This window comes from Kitasatospora sp. NPDC034533, assembly GCF_055575155.1.
Genome location: NZ_JBVITE010000094.1, coordinates 1,687 through 19,811 on the forward strand (window position 1 = coordinate 1,687; position 18,125 = coordinate 19,811).

Sequence of the window (18,125 nt, forward strand, 5' to 3'; positions counted from 1 at the left end):
TTTTTTGCTGCGAGACGGAAAAAATCGAGGGCTTCGGAAAAGGATCCCCTGCCCCGGTTCCCCAGCCCAAACGGAAGGGGCCCCCAACCGGGGGCGGTGGGGTCCCCCTTCCGGTCGGGCCCTACTTCGCCACCTCGGCGACCGCGCGCAGGTCGCGGGTGTCGGCGGCGAGCTTGTCCAGGTCTGGCGTGCCGCCCTCGCCGTCGGGCATCCCCATGGTGATGACGAGGCTGCTGCTGTCGGCCCAGGCGCACAGACCGATGCTGCCGTCGGCCTCGGCCATCACACCGCACTCCATGGAGCCGCCCTTGGGGCCGGCGTCCACCGTGCGGCGGTCGGTTATCTTCGTGCCCTCACCGGCCGCGCTCTTGAAGGCCGCGTCCAGTTCCTGCTTCGGCAGCAGGACCTTCCCGTAGGCCCCGGCCACGACGAGCCGCGGCTCGGACTGCGCGTTCTCGTACAGGCCGGCCACACCGGTGGGCTTCCAGTTGCCGTCGCCCTTGCCGATGCTCTCGGTCATCGCCTTCTCCATGGCGTCGGTGACCGCGCTGTCGTCGCTGAGCTTGAGGTCCTTGAAGGTGGCCGGCAGGACGACCTTCTCGGTGCCCGCGTTGCCCGCCACGCTCCAGGCGAAGTACGCCAGCGCGCCGCCGGCCAGGACCAGGACGGCGCCGATGGTGCCGAGCACGATCCACAGCGTCCGGCGGGACTTGCGCGGCGGCGGCACCGGCGCGTACCCGGGGTATCCGGCGTACCCGGGGTGGCCGGCCTGGTCGAGCGGCGGGTAGCCGGGCTCGCCGTACGGCGCCTGCGGCGGGACGGGGGCGCCGTAGGGCGGGTTGGCGGACGGCGCCGGGGCACCGTAGGGGGTCTGGTCGGTCACTTGGCAACTTTCGTGGCGTCGCGGACGGCCCGGTGGGTGCGGAGTCGTTCCGGCCGACCGGACCAGGGCCCGCGCACGCTACCGCACGGCGCCCGACCTGGGCGAGGGCGTTCCCGGGCCGAATGCGGTTCGTGGCCCTCCCCCCGGTTACGTAAACTGTGCGTCGTGACCGACACGACGAACCAGCGCCCCGTGAGCACCTCCGCCGGGGACGAAGCAGCCACCCTCCCGACGACCTACACCCCCGCGGACGTAGAGGGCGAGCTGTACGAGCGCTGGGTAGACCGTGGGTACTTCACCGCGGACGCGAAGAGCGACAAGCCCGCGTACACGATCGTCATCCCCCCGCCGAACGTCACCGGCGCCCTGCACCTGGGCCACGCCTTCCAGCACACGCTGATGGACGCGCTGACGCGCCGCAAGCGCATGCAGGGCTTCGAGACGCTCTGGCTGCCGGGCATGGACCACGCCGGCATCGCCACCCAGAACAAGGTCGAGCAGCAGCTCGCCGAGGACGGCCTGTCCCGGCACGACCTGGGCCGGGAGGCCTTCGTCGAGAAGGTCTGGGAGTGGAAGAGGAACTACGGCGGCCGCATCCTCGGCCAGATGCGCCGCCTCGGCGACGGCGTGGACTGGTCGCGCGAGCGCTTCACCATGGACGAGGGCCTGTCCCAGGCCGTCCAGACCATCTTCAAGCGGCTCTTCGACGACGGCCTGATCTACCGCGCCGAGCGCATCATCAACTGGTGCCCGCGCTGCCTGACCGCGCTGTCCGACATCGAGGTGGAGCACGAGGAGACGCCGGGCGAGCTGGTCTCGATCCGCTACGGCGAGGGTGACGACTCGATCGTCGTCGCCACCACCCGGGCCGAGACGATGCTGGGCGACACCGCGGTGGCCGTTCACCCCGAGGACGAGCGCTACAGGCACCTGGTCGGCCGCACCATCAAGCTGCCGCTGACCGACCGGGAGATCCCGGTCGTCGCGGACGAGCACGTCGACCCGGAGTTCGGCACCGGCGCCGTCAAGGTGACGCCGGCGCACGACCCGAACGACTTCGCGATCGGCCAGCGCCACGACCTGCCCAACCTGACGATCATGGACGAGCGCGGTGCGATCACCGTGCACGGCCCCTTCCTCGGCATGGACCGGATGGAGGCCCGTTCGGCCGTCGTCGGCGCGCTGCGCGAGCAGGGCCGGATCGTCGCCGAGAAGCGTCCGTACATGCACGCCGTGGGCCACTGCTCGCGCTGCCACACCGTGGTCGAGCCGCGGCTGTCGCTCCAGTGGTGGGTCAAGGTCGAGCCGCTGGCCAAGGCCGCCGGCGACGCCGTCCGCGACGGCAAGGTGGAGATCCACCCGAAGGAGCTGGAGCGCCGCTACTTCGACTGGGTCGACAACATGTACGACTGGTGCATCTCGCGCCAGCTCTGGTGGGGCCACCGCATCCCGGTCTGGTACGGCCCGGAGGGCGAGGTCGTCTGCGTCGGACCGGACGAGCAGCCGCCGACGGGCGAGGGCTGGCACCAGGACCCGGACGTCCTGGACACCTGGTTCTCCTCGGGCCTGTGGCCGTTCTCCACGCTCGGCTGGCCGGAGAAGACCGCCGACCTGGCGAAGTTCTACCCGACCGACGTCCTGCTGACCGGCCACGACATCATCTTCTTCTGGGTCGCCCGGATGATGATGTTCGGCCTGTACGCGATGGACGGCGAGGCGCCGTTCAAGACCGTCGCGCTGACCGGTCTGGTGCGCGACGAGTTCGGCAAGAAGATGTCGAAGTCCTCCGGCACGGCCGTGGACCCGCTGGACTGGATGGACGCCTACGGCGCCGACGCCGTCCGCTTCACCCTGGCCCGCGGCGCCAACCCGGGCGCCGACGTCCCGATCGGCGAGGACTGGGTCAAGGGCTCGCGCAACTTCTGCAACAAGATCTGGAACGCGACCCGCTTCGCGCTGATGAACGGCGCCACCGTCGAGGGCCCGCTGCCCGCGCCGCAGGAGCTGACCGCGGTCGACCGCTGGATCCTGTCGCGGCTGAACGCCACCGTCGCCGAGGTGGACGCGCTCTACGACGACTTCCAGTTCGCCAAGGCCACCGACGCGCTGTACCACTTCGCGTGGGACGAGGTCTTCGACTGGTACGTCGAGCTCTCCAAGACCACCCTGGCCAAGGGCGGCCCGCAGGCGGACGCCTCGCGCCGGGTGCTCGGCGAGGTCCTGGACGTCACGCTGCGGCTGCTGCACCCGGTCGTCCCGTTCGTCACCGAGGCGCTGTGGACGGCGCTCACCGGCGCCGAGTCGCTGGTCGTCACCGAGTGGCCGAAGGACAGCGGCTACCGTGACGCGGCCGCCGAGTCGGAGATCGCCACGCTCCAGCAGGTCGTCACCGAGGTCCGCCGGTTCCGTTCGGACCAGGGCCTCCAGCCGGCGCAGCGCGTTCCGGCCCGGCTGGAGCTGGCCGGCACCGTGCTGGCCGTCCACGAGGACGCGATCCGCTCGCTGCTGCGGCTGACCGCTCCCGAGGAGGGCTTCGCGGCCACCGCCTCGCTGCCGGTCGCCGGCGCGACCGTCGCGCTGGACCTCTCCGGCACCATCGACGTCGCGGCCGAGCGCAAGCGCCTGGCCAAGGACCTCGCGGCCGCCGAGAAGGAGAAGGCCCAGACCACCGCCAAGCTCGGCAACGAGGCGTTCCTCGCCAAGGCGCCGGACGAGGTGGTCGCCAAGATCCGTGGCCGCCGGGAGGCCGCCGAGGCCGACATCGCCCGGATCACCGCCCAGCTCGCGGCGCTGCCGCAGGGCTGATCCGCCGGTCCCGCCCGAGGGCCGTCCGGTCCCACCGGGGGCCGTGCTCCGCGACGCGCGGGGTGCGGCCCCTCGGCGTTTTCCGGGCCGGTCGCGGGCCGGTTCCGGGCCCCGCTTCCCGGCTCGCTTTCACTACACCTAATAGCCCACCGACATTGCTCCCTTCCGGCGAATTATCATCCTGCGACCGGGTGAGGTCCTATTCCGAGCGAATTGATTCCGGTCTTGCCCGCGCGCGTTCGCGGAAGTTTCCAGGTCCGCTGTGTACCGTGTGCACGGAGTTTCCGAATGGGCGTTTCTGCTGAGCGTTCCAGCCGAGCGACGGACGGGAGGGCACGGAGTGGTGGTGACCGAGGAGTTGGCCGACGAACTGCCTGCCGAGGCGGTCGAGGAGGCCAAGGCCAGAGCGGCGACCCTGCTGCTCGCCTTCCGGCACGGGAACCAGCTCGCGTTCGACACGGAGCTGGACCTTCTGCTCGCGGAGCACGCCGAGCGCGAGGTGACCACCCTGCTCGCCTGGATCGCCGCCGAGGCCGTCCGCAAGGCGTACGCCCCCGAGGTCGGGGACAAGGTGCTGCGGGCGATGGCCCGGCGCGCCCCGCGCGACACCGGTGCGGTCGACGTGGACGAGGAGACCGCGAACGCCGCCCAGCTGATCGAGGCGGTGGCGGCCGGCGAGGTGGCCGAGGTGCGCGGCCTGGTCGCGGCGACGCCCGACACCACCTTCCTGCTCGGCGGTCTGCTCCAGGGCGTCGCGATGATGCTGCCGCTGCTGCCGGACGGCGAACTCGCCGAGATCACCGCCGAGTTGCGCCGCCGGCACGGCGGAGCCGCGCACGTGCCGGAGGCCCGGGCCGGGGTCTGAGCCCGTCCCGGGCCCGGGCCCGGGGCCGGCCCTACGGCATGGCGTGCAGGTGCGAGCCGATGGTGCTCGCCACCGGGTTGCCCGCCTTGGCGTCCCAGTTGGTCGACCAGGTCATCGCGCCGCCGATGCCCGGCCAGGTGGTGTCCGGCTTGTAGCTGCCGCAGTTGGTGCCGGAGGCCAGGCAGTCCAGCGCGTTGTTGACGGTGCCGGCGGCGAGGTACCCGCCGCCCGCGGCACTGGTGGAGGCCGGCACCCCGAGGCCGACCTGGTCGGGCCGCAGCCCGCCCTTGAGCTGGATGCAGGCCAGTGCGGTGAGGAAGTTCTCGGTGCCCTGGGAGTAGACGTTCCCGTCACAGCCGTTCATCGCACCGGAGTTGTAGTACTGCATGTTGACGATGGTGAGGATGTCCTTCACGTTCAGCGCCAGCTTGAAGTACTCCATGCCGGTCGACTGCATGTCGATCGTCTGCGGCGCCATGGTGAGGATGAATCCGCTCCCCGCCTTTGCCGCCAGGGCGTGCAGCGCCTGGCCCATGTAGGTGGAGCTGATGCCGTTCTCCAGGTCGATGTCGATCCCGTCGAAGCCGTAACTCTGCATCAGCGCCCAGGCGGTGTTGGTGAAAGTCGTGGCGGAGGCGGAATCGCCCACCCAGACGGTGCCGTTCTGGCCGCCGATCGAGAGCACCACCCGCTTTCCGGCCGCGCGCTTGGCCGCGATGTCGGCCTTGAACTGGGCGTCGGTGTAGCCGCCGAGGCGGGTGGAGAGGGCGGGGTCGAGGGTGAAGCTCAGGCCGCCGCGGGTGGCCGTGGCGTCCGCGAAGGAGACCGCGATGATGTCGTAGGCGGCCGGGACGTCGCTGATCCGCTGGACGGTGGCGCCGTTGTCGAAGTTCTGCCAGTAGCCCGTGAGGATGTGCTTGGGCAGGTTCGGCGGCTTGCCGGTGGAGGTGGGGGTCGGGCTCCCGGTGCCGGGGTCGGTGGGGGAGGGGCTGCCGGAGCCCGTCGGGCTCGGCGAGGCGGTGGCGGTGGCAGTGGCGGTCGGGCTCGGGGAGGGCTGTGGACCGCCGGGCCCCAGCAGCGACACGTCGTCGGCGAGGAAGGCCTGCTGCCCGTACCAGCCGTGCAGGTAGACGGTGACGCTGGTGGTGTTGGGGCCGGTGGTGAAGCTGGTGCTGAGCTGGCTCCAGCTGCTGCCGCCCGGGGTCCAGGTGCTCGGATCGGTGCCGCCGGTGCCGCGGGCGCCCAGGTAGACGTACGAGCCCTGGACCCAGGAGCTGAGGGTGTACGTGGAGGAGGGCTTCACCGGGACGGTCTGGGTGCACTCGCCGGTGTCGCTCCCGGCCGGGGCGGACTGCAGGGCGTACGAGCCGGAGTGCGCGGTGGTCTGGACGGTGCCGTTCGAACAGGTCCAGCCGGACAGGTTGCCGGTCTCGAAGCCGCCGTTGGTGATCAGGTCGGAATCCGCGGCGTGGGCGCCGGTGCCGTCGGCGAGCGCGAGCCCGCTCAGGCCGAGGGCGATGGCACTGGCGCCGGCGAGCAGCGGACGCAGGGCGCGGGGGCGCCGGTGTCGGGCAGGTGGCATGACTCCATCTCCAGTGGGGGAGGCCCGGCGGCGCCTCGTGGGGGAGGAACGCCGTCCGGGGTGTCGATGTGCGCGTGCGGGAGCTACCGACGACTCAAGTCCCGGTCGGGAACGGAGACTTGCCTCACAAGGTGGAGTAGACCAATCCGACTGTCAAGGGCGCCTAGGCAGCCTTTGGCAGGTCTCGTGCTCCGGTGGACCCGGCGATGGCGGAGGTCAGCGCGGCGATCCGGGCCGAGGCCAGGCCGTCGCCGTACGGGCTCGGGGTGGCCGCCAGCCGGGCGAGCCGCTCGGGGGTGTCGGAGAGCCAGTCGCGGGCCAGGGCGCCCAGTTCCCCGCCCGGCGGCACCAGGGCGGCGAAGCCGGCCGCCACGGCCTCCGGGCGCTCGGTGGAGCGGCGTACCACCAGCAGCGGGCGGCCGAGCACGGTGCACTCCTCCTGCACGCCGCCGGAGTCGGAGACCAGCAGGGCCGCGTGGCTCGCCAGGCCCAGGAACTCGCCGTAGCCGACCGGGCCGGTGACGGCGAGGCGCTCCAGCAGGCCGTCCAGGCCGAACCGTTCGACGGCGGCCCGGGTGCGCGGGTGCATCGGGAACAGCACCGGGGTGCCGGTCCGGGCGATCCGGTCCAGCTCGGCGAGCACCGCGCCGAGCGCCTCGGCGGTGTCGGTGTTCTCCGGGCGGTGCACGGTGGCCAGCACGTACCCGTCGGGGCGCAGCCCGTGCGCGGCGAGCAGCGCGGCGCGGGCGGTGCCGTCCGGCAGCTGACGGCGGACCACCTCGACGACGGTGTTGCCGGTGAGCTCGATCCGCTCCTCGGCCAGCGACTCGGCGCGCAGGTTGGCGACGTTCTCCCCGGTGGCGGCGCAGAGCAGGTCGGAGACGTGGTCGACCATCACCCGGTTGTGCTCCTCGGGCATCGCCCGGTCGAAGCTGCGCAGCCCGGCCTCGACGTGGACCAGCGGGATCTGCCGGGCGTTGGCGGCCAGCGCCCCGGCCAGGGTGGCGTTGGTGTCGCCCTGGACGACCACGGCGGCGGGGCGGTCCTCGGCGAAGGCGGCGTCCAGCTGGCCCAGCGACTGGGCGATCTGGCCGGCCCGGGGGCGACCGCCGACCCCGGTGAGCAGCTCGGGCCGGGGCAGGTCGAGGTCCCGCAGGAAGCGCCCGGACATCGCCTCGTCCCAGTGCTGGCCGGTGTGCACCAGCCGGGTGGCGTCGCCGAGTTCGTGGATCAGCGGGGCGAGCTTGACCAGTTCGGGGCGGGTGCCGAGGACGACGGCGACGCTGGACGGGGGCAGGCACATGCTCATGCGGGGCTCCGGGGGAGGGCGTGCGGGGGAGTCGGGGGAGGGCTCAGGATTCGAGCGCGGTGGGGGCGCCGAGCGCGACCTTCTCGGCGTTGCGGCGGGTCTTGGCCCAGCCGTTGCGGCCGAGCAGCATCCGGACGGCGGCCCGGGCGGCGACCACGAACAGGTGGTAGGCGTAGAGCCAGACCAGGACGCCCCAGAACAGGCCGGTGAGCCGGCCCCGGCCGGGGTGGACGAACCGGCGGTAGGCGAGGCCCCAGAGCACCATCGGCAGCGCGGCGAGCACGAAGACCAGCAGCATCCACGGGCCGAACCTGAGCTGGAACTCGACGGTCTCCTCGGGGAAGAGCACCAGCCCGGCGCCGGTGATCCCGAGGGAGAGCGGGAAGAGCAGCACCAGCAGCACGCAGACCACCGGCTGGAGGAAGGTGTACAGCACCTCGGCCTTGCCGGCCGGGGTGTAGTGCGGCGAGCGCAGCACCCGCCCGGTGTAGCGCAGGCACTGCATGTTGCCCTGGGCCCAGCGGGTGCGCTGGGTGAGGAAGCGGCGCAGCGAGATCAGGCCCTCCTGGGAGACCTGGGCCTCGGTGACGTGGGTGAGCCGCCAGCCGGCCAGCCGCAGGTCGAGGCCGGACTCGTAGTCCTCCAGCAGGGCGCGTTCGGGCCAGGGGCGCCCGGCCCGGCCCTCCTCGGCGGTCAGCGAGTCGAGGGCGGTGAGCCGGACGAACTGGCCGTTGCCGCCGAGGCCGACGCTGCCGGTGCGCCGGCGCAGCAGCTGCATGCCGGTGTTGTTGGCCTGGAACTCGATGTCCTGCATCCGCACCAGGGCGCGGGCCAGGGCGTTGGCGGCCCGGCCGCGGCCGGGCAGCGGGAGCCGGTCGTCGGCGTTGCGCATCCGGACGCCGATCTGGACGGCGCCGGTGTCGGGCCGGCCGAGCGCCTTGGGGTTGCAGACCTGGGCGAGGGTGCCCGGGTCGAGCTGCCCGTCGGCGTCGACCACGCCGATCACCACCCGGGAGCGGTCGGTGTCCGCGGGCAGCCAGGCGGAGATCTCCCGGTAGGCGGCGTTGAGGGCGGCACCCTTGCCGATCCGGGCGTGCGGGCGGCGGCGCTGGACCAGGTGGATCCGGGGGTCGCGGGCCGCGGCGGCGAGCACCAGCTCGCGGGTGGCGTCCTCGCTGTCGTCGTCGATCACCCACAGGTGGGCCTCGGGCGCGCTGGTCCGCAGGCCGTCCAGGGTCTGGGTGACCACGGCCTCCTCGTCGCGGCAGGGGATCACCAGGTGCCACCGGAGGGCGGCGGGGTCGCCGGGCTCGGCGGGGTGGTTGTGCCGGAAGGCGTGCCGGGAGCCGGCCCAGTAGACGAGGAAGCGCGCGAAGACCACGGCCATGTAGCCGACGAGGGCCAGTGAGACCAGTCCGGCGACCCAGACGACGGCGTCCTCGCGGAGCACGATCCACTCGTGCAGGGCGTCGGGCATGGCGCAGTGCTCCTCATGATCAAAGGTAGGCGGCTCCTATTGGTGGCGAATCGATGCTTCGTTGCAGTTCAAATCGCTAAATCGATGGTAAGTGGGGGAAATCGGATGATCATGTGAAAGAACGGGCAAAGTGGTCGTTCTCACCCCGTGAGGACGACCCGCCAGCGCTCCGTAGACTGTGGTCGTGAGCGACAAGGCCGACCCGAACCCGTACACCCTCCGCCCCGCCGACGGCGACACCGGCGACGCCCTGCGCGACGTCGAGGTGGAGCTCTCCAAGCGCTGGCCGGAGAACAAGCTGGAGCCCTCGCTCGACCGGATCGAGGCGCTGATGGACATCCTGGGCCAGCCCCAGCGGTCCTTCCCCTCCATCCACATCACCGGCACCAACGGCAAGACCTCCACCGCCCGGATGATCGAGCAGCTGCTCAACACCTTCGAGCTGCGCACCGGCCGCTACACCAGCCCCCACGTGGAGTCCGTCACCGAGCGGATCAGCCTGGACGGCGCCCCGATCACCCCCGAGCGCTTCGTCGAGGTCTACCGCGACATCGAGCCCTACGTGCGGATGGTCGACGCGGCGCAGCCGGTGCCGATGTCCTTCTTCGAGGTGCTGACCGGCATGGCCTACGCGGCCTTCGCCGACGCCCCGGTGGACGTCGGCGTGGTCGAGGTCGGCATGGGCGGCTCCTGGGACGCCACCAACGTCATCGACGCCGCCGTCGCGGTGATCACCCCGATCGGGCTCGACCACACCGACAAGCTCGGCGAGACCACCGGCGAGATCGCCGTCGAGAAGTCCGGGATCATCAAGTCCGGCTCCGTCGCGGTCGTCGCCCAGCAGCAGCTGGACGCCGCCCAGTCGATCCTGCGCCGCGCCGTCGAGGTGGACGCCACGGTCGCCCGCGAGGGCATGGAGTTCGGCGTGATCCGCCGTGAACTCGCCGTCGGCGGCCAGCTGGTCACACTGCGCGGACTCGGCGGCGAGGAGTACGAGGACGTCTTCATCCCGCTGCACGGCGAGTACCAGGCGCACAACGCCGCCCTCGCCCTGGCCGCGGTGGAGGCGTTCTTCGGCGTCGGCGGCGCGCGCGGCGGGCAGCTCGACGCGGACAAGATCCGCCAGGCCTTCTCCGGCGTCTCCTCGCCGGGCCGCCTGGAGGTCGTCCGCCGCAGCCCCACGATCATCCTGGATGCCGCCCACAACCCCCACGGCGCCCGCGCCACCGTCGCCGCGCTCACCGAGTCCTTCGGCTTCACCCGGCTCGTCGGCGTGATCGGCACCTCCGGCGACAAGGACGTGGCCGGCGTGCTGGAGGCCTTCGAACCGATCCTGGCCGAGGTCGTCATCACCCAGAACTCCACCCACCGCGCGATGGACGTCGACGCGCTCGCCGCCCTGGCCGTCGAGGTCTTCGGCGAGGACCGCGTCCAGGTCGAGCCCCGGCTCGACGACGCCATCGCCGCCGCCGTCACCCTCGCCGAGGAGGAGGGCGACCTCGGCGGCGCCGGGGTGCTGGTCACCGGTTCGGTCATCACGGTGGGCGAGGCCCGCCTGCTGCTCGGGAGGAAGTGACATGAGGACGCTCTGCTCCTCGACGCTGATCGGCGAAGCGCTGCTGGCGATGTTCGCCGGACTCGTCGCGATGAGGCTCTCCGACGTCTCGACCGCCACGGTCTGGACCGTCACCGGCATCGCGATGGCGCTGTGCGTCCTGCTCTGCGGCATGATCAGCCGCCCCGGCGCGGTGCAGATCGGCTGGGCGCTGCAGATCGGCCTGATCGCCAGCGGCTTCGTCCTGCCGACCATGTTCGGCCTCGGCGTGGTCTTCGCCGGCCTCTGGTGGTGCTCGGTGCACTACGGCCGCAAGGTGGACGACTTCAAGGCCGCCCGGGCCGCCGCCGAGGCCGCCGCGGTACAGGCCTGAGGCCCGGACCGGCGAGCCGACACGCCGCTCACGCAAGGTAATCTCTGCCCTGTCGGCGCTCGTCGACCCGACTGTCTGCCTAACCGAATCCCCAGGAGACGCACCGTGTCCCAGCGCACTCTCGTCCTGCTCAAGCCCGACGCCGTCCGCCGCGGCCTGGCCGGCGAGATCATCAGCCGCATCGAGCGCAAGGCCGGCTGGCGCTTCGCCGCCATCGAGCTGCGCACCTTCGACCGGGCCACGCTGGAGCAGCACTACGCGGAGCACGTCGGCCGCCCGTTCTACGAGCCGCTGCTGGAGTTCATGACCTCCGGCCCCTCGATCGCGCTGATCGTCGAGGGCGAGGAGGTCGTCAAGGGCATCCGCATGCTGGCCGGCGCCACCAACCCGCTGGAGGCCGGGGCCGGCACCATCCGCGGCGACTACGCGACGATCACCCGCGAGAACCTGATCCACGCCTCCGACTCCCCGGAGTCCGCCGAGCGCGAGATCAAGATCTTCTTCCCCGCGCACGCCTGACCCGGACCGGGCGACACGCCCGGCGGGACCCGGCGCGACACGCCCGGAGGACCTTCGTACCGCCCCGGTCGGGACCATTGGCCCGGCCGGGGCATTCTTATCGTGAAATAGGGAACTGGCGGCGCCGACACGGCGTCCCAATCCTCGGAGATGCGATCACGCCCCGGACAATGGACGGTATGCCCCACGTCGACGTCCGTACCGCGCCGCGTGACTACGATGGACGCGACTCAAGGGCCCGGTAAGGCAGCTCAGCTGGTCTCCGCCCAAGCGTGGGCGCGCGCATCCGTCCACCCCCATGAACTCCGAGCCCGGGAAGGCACCCACACCCCATGGCGAGCAACCTGTCGTTCATCGGCCGCGACTTGGCGATCGACCTCGGAACAGCCAACACGCTGGTGTACGTCAGGGGCAAGGGCATCGTCCTGAACGAGCCGTCCGTCGTCGCGGTGAACACCAACACCGGCGGCATCCTCGCCGTCGGCGCCGAAGCCAAGAAGATGATCGGCCGCACCCCGGGCAACATCGTCGCCATCCGCCCGCTCAAGGACGGCGTGATCGCCGACTTCGAGATCACCGAGCGGATGCTGCGGTACTTCATCCTCAAGATCCACCGCCGCCGCTACCTCGCCCGCCCGCGCGTCGTGGTCTGCGTGCCCTCCGGCATCACCGGCGTCGAGCGCCGCGCCGTCATCGAGGCCTCCTCGCAGGCCGGCGCCCGCCAGGTCCACATCATCGAGGAACCGATGGCCGCCGCCATCGGCGCCGGCCTGCCCGTCCACGAGGCCACCGGCAACATGGTCGTCGACATCGGCGGCGGCACCACCGAGGTCGCCGTGATCTCCCTCGGCGGCATCGTCACCGCCCAGTCCATCCGGGTGGCCGGCGACGAACTGGACAACGCGATCGTCCAGCACATCAAGAAGGAGTACTCGCTCCTCCTCGGCGAACGCAGCGCCGAGCAGATCAAGATGAGCATCGGCAGCGCCTTCGGCCTGGAGGGCGAGAAGGACGAGCACGCCGAGATCCGCGGCCGCGACCTGGTCAGCGGCCTGCCCAAGACCGTCGTCATCTCCGCCGCCGAGGTCCGCGAGGCCATCGACGAGCCGGTCAACGCGATCATCGACGCCGTCAAGACCACCCTCGACCAGTGCCCGCCCGAGCTGGCCGGCGACGTCATGGACCGGGGCATCGTGCTCACCGGCGGCGGCGCCCTGCTGCGCGGCCTGGACGAGCGGCTGCGCCGCGAGACCGGCATGCCGATCCACATCGCGGAGAACCCGCTGGACTCCGTCGCCCTCGGCTCCGGCAAGTGCGTCGAGGAGTTCGAGGCACTCCAGCAGGTACTCGACGCGTCGCCGCGTCGTTGACAGGTCGCCGCACCACCGGCACCACGCGCCACACCCGACACTCGACTCAACGGGCCGCCGCCCGGGCACCACAGCCCCGGGCGGCGGCCAGGTACGAAGGGGCAGTACCAACACCGTGAGGGACACCCGAGAGAGCCGGCTACTGCTCATCCTGCTGGTGGCCGTCGCCTTCGCGCTGATCACCGTGGACATCAAGGGCGGTGAGGACTCCCCGCTCGGCCCCGCCCGGCACGCCGCCGCCGGCGTCCTCGGCCCGGTCGAACGCGGCGCCGCCACCGTCGTCGACCCGGTCGCCGACACCGTCCGCGCCTTCCGCGACGCCGCCACCGACAGCGGCCGCACCGACCAGCTCGCCCGCGAGAACACCGAACTGCGGCAGAAACTGGCCTCCTCCGACATGGCCACCGGCCGCACCAAGCAACTCGACGACCTGCTGCGCACCGCCGGCACCGGCGGCTACACCGTCAAGGCCGCCCAGGTCATCGCGATCGGCCCGGCCCAGGGCTTCTCCTGGACCATCACCATCGACGCCGGCAGCGACGACGGCCTCACCCGCGACATGACGGTGATCAACGGCCAGGGCCTGGTCGGCCGGATCACCACCGTCGCCCCCACCACCGCCACCGTGCTGCTCGCCTCCGACCCCGGCTTCTCGGCCGGCACCCGGCTGGAGGGCACCGGCGAGATCGGCTTCGCCTCCGGCGGCGGCGACAGCCCGATGAAGGTCTCCCTGCTCAACGGCAAGGCCCAGGTCAAGGCCGGCGACCGGCTGGTCACCTTCGGCTCGCAGAGCGGCCGGCCCTTCGTGCCCGGCGTCCCCGTCGGCAAGGTCACCGAGGTCCAGGCCAACGCCGGCCAGCTGACCAAGACCGTCCTGGTCGAGCCCTTCGTCCAGTTCACCCGGCTGGACCTGGTCGGCGTCGTGGTCGTGCCGCCCCGCACCGACCCGCGCGACGCCGTCCTGCCGCCGGCCCCCGCCCAGGGACAGCCCGCCGCCCCCGCCTCCGCGCCCGCCGCCCCGCCCGCCACGTCCACTGGGGGGAACTGAGCCATGCGCCTCGCCCGCATCCCCGTCTCCGCCGGCCTCATCCTGCTCGGCCTGATCCTCCAGGTCAGCGTCTTCGGCCGGCTCCAGCTCCCCGGAGCCACCCCGGACATACTGCTGCTCGTCGTGGTCGGCCTCGCCATGGTCTACGGCCCCACCGGCGGCTGCCTGGTCGGCTTCGCGGGCGGCCTGCTGGCCGACCTCGCCCCGCCCTCCGACCACGCGATCGGCCGCTACGCGCTGGTGCTCTGCCTGATGGGCTACGCCGCCGGACTGCTGCGCCCCGACCACGGCCGCCAGCGCTCGGTCGCCGGCTCGCTGGTGGTCGTCGGCGCCGCGTCGGTCGCCTCCACCCTGCTGTACGCGATGGTCGGCGCCCTGGTCGGCGACACCGCGGCCCGGCACGTCGGCCTCGGCGGCCTGGTGATCAGCGCCCTGCTCTACGACCTGCTGCTGGCACCCTTCGTGGTGCCGCTGGTGATGTTCCTCGGCCGCCGCTTCGGGCGCGACCCGGTGGCCGCCGCCGACGACGACCAGGGCGGCCCCGGCCTCGGCACGCTGGCCCGCTACCGCACCACCCGCGAGGCCTCCGCGGGCCCGGCGTACAAGAAGCGGCGCGTGCCCGGCTTCGCCCGCCGCCCGTAACCGGCCAGGCCCCGACCTCCCGACCTCCCCGCATCCTGGAGCGCACGAGACGTGAGCAACATCCCCGAGACCGGCCGCACCCGGCGGGTGACGATCCGGCTGGTGGTGTTGCAGATCCTGGTGCTGTCGCTGCTCGCCACCCTCGGCGGGCGGCTGTGGTACCTGCAGATCCGCAACGCCAAGGAGTACACCGCGAAGGCGACCGGCAACCACATCCGCGAGGTCGTCGAGCCCGCCGTCCGCGGCGAGATCCTCGACGCCTCCGGGCGGGTGCTGGCCGGCAACGAGACCCGCCTGGTGGTCTCCGTCAGCCGCACCTCGCTGCTCCAGCAGAAGGACGGCGGCAAGGCGGTCCTGGCCCGGCTGGCCGAGGTGCTGGGCATGCCCGCCAAGGACGTCCAGGAGAAGGTCCGGCTCTGCGACGCCAAGACCTCCCAGCCGTGCTGGAACGGTTCGCCCTACCAGCCGATCCCGGTCACCAAGGAGGCGACCACCCAGCAGGCGATGCAGATAATGGAGCGCCGCGAGGACTTCCCCGGAGTCACCGCGCAGCCCACCGCCGTGCGCCGCTACACCGGCGCCGAGGGCGCCAACATGGCCCAGGTGCTCGGCTACCTCTCCCCGGTCACCGACGAGGAGGTCAGCAAGACCGCCGACAAGACCGGCCTGGACCGCTACCTGCCGGCCGACCAGATCGGCCGGGCCGGCCTGGAGTCGGTGTACGACCGCGACCTGCGCGGCACCGCGGGCATCACCAAGCTGGAGGTGGACAACCTCGGCCGGGTGATCGGCACCGCCGGCACCGTCGCCCCGCAGACCGGCGACAACCTCGTCACCAGCATCGACGCCCGGGTGCAGAAGGTGGTCGAGGACAACCTCGGGCAGGCCATGGCCGACGCCCGGAACACCTTCGACAAGGTCACCAACCGCAACTACGAGGCCGACTCCGGCGCCGCCGTGGTGATGGACGTGCACACCGGGCGGATCATCGCGATGGCGAGCGCCCCGACCTACGACCCGAACCTCTGGGTGGGCGGCATCAGCGGCAAGGACTACCAGTCGCTGACCAGCAAGGAGTCCAACTTCCCGCTGCTGAACCGGGCGATACAGGGTCAGTCCGCCCCCGGCTCGACCTTCAAGGTCATCTCCACCACCGCCGCGGTGCAGGCCGGCTACCCGCTGGACGGCCGCTACGACTGCCCGAAGAGCATGACCATCGGCGGACGCGAGTTCAAGAACTTCGAGAGCGAGAACTTCGGCCAGATCTCCCTGGAGAAGGCGCTGGAGGTCTCCTGCGACACCGTCTTCTACGGCCTGGCGTACGACCAGTGGATGAAGGACGGCGGCATCAAGCCGAAGAAGGACCCGAACGACTGGTTCTTCAAGACCGCCCACGAGTTCGGCCTCGGCGCCAAGACCGGCATCGACCTGCCGTCCGAGGTCACCGGCCGGGTGCCGGACCGGCAGTGGAAGCAGTCCTTCTACGACAACAACAAGGACGCCTGGTGCGCCCAGGGGCAGAAGGGCGGCAACAGCTACTCCGACCAGATCGCCCGCGAGAACTGCGTCGACGGCTACCAGATGCGCGCCGGTGACGCCGTCAACTTCGCCATCGGCCAGGGCGACACCCTCGTCACCCCGGTCCAGATGGCCCGGATCTACTCGGCCCTGGCCAACGGCGGCACCTTCTACCGGCCGACCATCGCCAAGGCCGTGATGAGCCCGAGCGGGGAGCTCGTCCGCGAGATCGCCCCCCAGGCCGACGCCAAGTTCCCCGGGGACGAGAAGCTGCTCAGCTACATCAACCAGGCCACCGAGAGCGTCATCAAGACCGGTACCGCGGCCTGGAAGTTCAACGGCTGGCCCCAGGACAAGATCGCGCTGCACGCCAAGACCGGCACCGCCGAGGTCGAGGGCAAGCAGACCACCTCCTGGCTGACCACGTACAGCAAGGACTACGCCGTCGTCATGACGATCAGCCAGGGCGGCACCGGTTCCGGCGGTTCCGGCGACGCCATCCGCCGGATCTACCAGGCGCTGTACGGCGTCGACGACAAGGGCAACATCGACAACGGCAAGGCGCTGCTGCCCGCCCCGCAGGCGGAGCTGCCCAAGTTCAACCCGGACGGCACCGCGATCATCAAGCCGGCCTCGTACGGCACCGACCCGGCGCCCGGCCCCCAGGCTCCGGCGCTCGTCCCGGCGTCCGGCGCCCAGGCTCCGGCCCTCGTCCCGGCGCTGCTCGACCCGGCCGCGGCGCACCCGGCCCCGGCGGCGGCCTTCCTCGACCAGGCGCCGCCGGCCGACCGTCCGGCGTCGTACACCGCGGCCGACGCCGCGCTCGAACCCGTGCGCGGACCGGGAAGGGGACGGGCATGACCTCCTACGGCTCGTACCGGCAGCTGCGGCTCGCCCCGCAGCGCAGCGGGGTCTCCAAGGCCCTGGCCAAGGACTCCCCGCTCTGGCGGCTGGACTGGATACTGCTGCTGGCCGCGCTGGCCCTCTCGGCCGGCAGCTCGCTGCTGGTCTGGTCCGCCACCCGCGGGCGCGACTCGCTGACCCACGGGGACCCGCAGTACTTCCTGTACCGGCACCTGACCAACTTCGTGGTCGGGCTGGTGCTGTGCGCCGTGGTCATAGGGATAGGGAGCCGGCGCTTCCGCACCATCGTGCCGTTCCTGTACGTCGGCGTGATCGTGCTGCTGCTGGCCACGCTCAGCCCGCTGGGCTCGACCATCAACGGCGCGCACTCGTGGATCCAGCTCGGCGGCGGCTTCTCCGTCCAGCCCGCCGAGTTCGCCAAGCTGGCGATCGTGCTGGCGATGGCGGTCGTGCTGTCGGACCAGGTCGACGCGGGGGAGCGGGAGTTCCCCTCGCACCGGGCGGTGTTCCGGGGCCTGCTCTGGGCCGGGCTGCCGGCGGGCATAGTGCTGCTGATGCCGGACGCCGGATCGGTGATGGTGATGGCCGCGATCGTGCTGGGCATCCTGCTCGGCTCCGGCGCGGCCAACCGCTGGGTGCTCGGCCTGCTGGTGGCTGGCACCGCCGGGTGCGTGGCGATCTGGAAGTTCGGACTGCTGAGCCAGTACCAGATCGACCGCTTCGCGGCCTTCGCCAACCCGCAGCTGGACCCGAACGGCGTCGGCTACAACACCGCGCAGGCCCGGATCGCCATCGGCTCGGGCGGCCTGACGGGCAAGGGGCTGTTCCACGGCACCCAGACCGTCGGACAGTTCGTGCCGGAGCAGCAGACCGACTTCGTGTTCACCGTGGCCGGCGAGGAACTCGGCTTCCTGGGGGCGCTGGCGATCATCGCGCTGGTCGGCGTGATCCTCTGGCGGGCCTGCCGGATCGCCCGGCAGGCGACCGACCTGTACGGCACGATCGTGGCGGCCGGGATCGTCGCCTGGCTGTCCTTCCAGGCCTTCGAGAACATAGGGATGTGCCTGGGCATCATGCCGGTCGCGGGCATCCCGCTGCCGTTCGTCTCCTACGGCGGCTCCTCGATGTTCGCCAACTGGATCGCCGTCGGGCTGCTCCAGGCGGTGCGGAGCCAGCGGCCGATAGCGGCCTGAGCGCGCCACGCCGCGGGGGGGGGGGGGGGGGGGGGGGGCGGGGGGGGGGGGGCAACCCAACCCCACCCAGTTTGCCTTCCCCCCCCGTTCTTGCCAAGACGAGGGGGGAGGGGTGTTGGGGA

At 71.8% G+C, this 18,125-nt stretch carries 14 protein-coding genes; 10 read left to right on the forward strand and 4 right to left on the reverse strand.

The genetic code is table 11. The features are described 5' to 3' along the window. Positions 1-121 precede the first annotated feature (121 nt). Positions 122-883, reverse strand: a complete 762-nt coding sequence (locus ACZ55U_RS36390) for a hypothetical protein (protein WP_465533426.1) — start codon at positions 881-883, stop codon at positions 122-124. 165 nt (positions 884-1,048) lie between these two features. Between ACZ55U_RS36390 and ACZ55U_RS36395 the strand changes: the two genes are divergently transcribed. Together ACZ55U_RS36395 and ACZ55U_RS36400 are read left to right on the forward strand one after the other, a co-directional pair. Continuing rightward, the gene (locus ACZ55U_RS36395) at positions 1,049-3,688 is read left to right on the forward strand and encodes a valine--tRNA ligase (RefSeq protein WP_465533428.1); all 2,640 of its coding nucleotides are present in this window, start codon (positions 1,049-1,051) and stop codon (positions 3,686-3,688) included. A 346-nt stretch (positions 3,689-4,034) separates the two neighbouring features. Continuing rightward, positions 4,035-4,553 (forward strand): hypothetical protein, encoded by a 519-nt coding sequence (locus tag ACZ55U_RS36400; RefSeq protein WP_465533430.1) that lies wholly within the window; start codon positions 4,035-4,037, stop codon positions 4,551-4,553. A gap of 31 nt (positions 4,554-4,584) precedes the next feature. Here ACZ55U_RS36400 and ACZ55U_RS36405 read toward each other — a convergent pair whose 3' ends face one another. The 3 genes from ACZ55U_RS36405 to ACZ55U_RS36415 form a co-directional block, all read right to left on the reverse strand. Next, a complete protein-coding gene (locus tag ACZ55U_RS36405) occupies positions 4,585-6,135 on the reverse strand; it encodes a chitinase (protein WP_465533432.1) in 1,551 nt (516 codons plus the stop codon). A gap of 163 nt (positions 6,136-6,298) precedes the next feature. Next, positions 6,299-7,438 carry a non-hydrolyzing UDP-N-acetylglucosamine 2-epimerase gene (gene wecB / locus ACZ55U_RS36410; protein ID WP_465533448.1) on the reverse strand — a complete coding sequence of 380 codons (1,140 nt, stop codon included), beginning with the start codon at positions 7,436-7,438 and terminating at the stop codon, positions 6,299-6,301. Between the two features lie 49 nt (positions 7,439-7,487). Continuing rightward, positions 7,488-8,921, reverse strand: coding sequence for a glycosyltransferase family 2 protein (locus ACZ55U_RS36415; protein WP_465533434.1), 1,434 nt, complete (start codon positions 8,919-8,921; stop codon positions 7,488-7,490). Positions 8,922-9,105: 184 nt separating this feature from the next. Between ACZ55U_RS36415 and folC the strand changes: the two genes are divergently transcribed. From folC to rodA, 8 genes are all read left to right on the forward strand, one after another. Beyond that, complete coding sequence (gene folC / locus ACZ55U_RS36420; RefSeq protein ID WP_465533436.1) at positions 9,106-10,497, forward strand: bifunctional tetrahydrofolate synthase/dihydrofolate synthase; 1,392 nt, start codon at positions 9,106-9,108, stop codon at positions 10,495-10,497. Position 10,498: 1 nt separating this feature from the next. Further along, on the forward strand, positions 10,499-10,849 hold the full coding sequence (locus ACZ55U_RS36425; RefSeq protein WP_465533438.1) for a DUF4233 domain-containing protein: 351 nt from the start codon (positions 10,499-10,501) through the stop codon (positions 10,847-10,849). A gap of 105 nt (positions 10,850-10,954) precedes the next feature. After that, a complete protein-coding gene (gene ndk, locus ACZ55U_RS36430) occupies positions 10,955-11,368 on the forward strand; it encodes a nucleoside-diphosphate kinase (protein WP_224277488.1) in 414 nt (137 codons plus the stop codon). Between the two features lie 344 nt (positions 11,369-11,712). Then, a complete protein-coding gene (locus ACZ55U_RS36435) occupies positions 11,713-12,738 on the forward strand; it encodes a rod shape-determining protein (RefSeq protein WP_049648984.1) in 1,026 nt (341 codons plus the stop codon). Between the two features lie 115 nt (positions 12,739-12,853). Next, positions 12,854-13,786: a rod shape-determining protein MreC gene (gene mreC / locus ACZ55U_RS36440; RefSeq protein ID WP_465533440.1), complete on the forward strand. Its 933-nt coding sequence runs from the start codon at positions 12,854-12,856 to the stop codon at positions 13,784-13,786. A gap of 3 nt (positions 13,787-13,789) precedes the next feature. Further along, on the forward strand, positions 13,790-14,428 hold the full coding sequence (gene mreD, locus ACZ55U_RS36445) for a rod shape-determining protein MreD (protein WP_465533442.1): 639 nt from the start codon (positions 13,790-13,792) through the stop codon (positions 14,426-14,428). 51 nt (positions 14,429-14,479) lie between these two features. Beyond that, positions 14,480-16,807, forward strand: coding sequence for a penicillin-binding protein 2 (mrdA, locus tag ACZ55U_RS36450; RefSeq protein ID WP_465533444.1), 2,328 nt, complete (start codon positions 14,480-14,482; stop codon positions 16,805-16,807). Beyond that, complete coding sequence (gene rodA / locus ACZ55U_RS36455) at positions 16,804-18,003, forward strand: rod shape-determining protein RodA (RefSeq protein WP_465533446.1); 1,200 nt, start codon at positions 16,804-16,806, stop codon at positions 18,001-18,003. The genes mrdA and rodA overlap by 4 nt, the downstream gene beginning before the upstream one ends. Positions 18,004-18,125: the final 122 nt, after the last annotated feature.

Excerpts from the sequence above, each read along its gene's own strand:
- ACZ55U_RS36405 (WP_465533432.1), bottom strand. The coding sequence starts at position 6,135 with ATGCCACCTGCCCGACACCGGCGCCCCCGCGCCCTGCGTCCGCTGCTC.
- wecB (WP_465533448.1), bottom strand. The coding sequence starts at position 7,438 with ATGTGCCTGCCCCCGTCCAGCGTCGCCGTCGTCCTCGGCACCCGCCCC.
- ACZ55U_RS36415 (WP_465533434.1), bottom strand. The coding sequence starts at position 8,921 with ATGCCCGACGCCCTGCACGAGTGGATCGTGCTCCGCGAGGACGCCGTC.
- ACZ55U_RS36425 (WP_465533438.1), top strand. The coding sequence starts at position 10,499 with ATGAGGACGCTCTGCTCCTCGACGCTGATCGGCGAAGCGCTGCTGGCG.
- mreD (WP_465533442.1), top strand. The coding sequence starts at position 13,790 with ATGCGCCTCGCCCGCATCCCCGTCTCCGCCGGCCTCATCCTGCTCGGC.
- rodA (WP_465533446.1), top strand. The coding sequence starts at position 16,804 with ATGACCTCCTACGGCTCGTACCGGCAGCTGCGGCTCGCCCCGCAGCGC.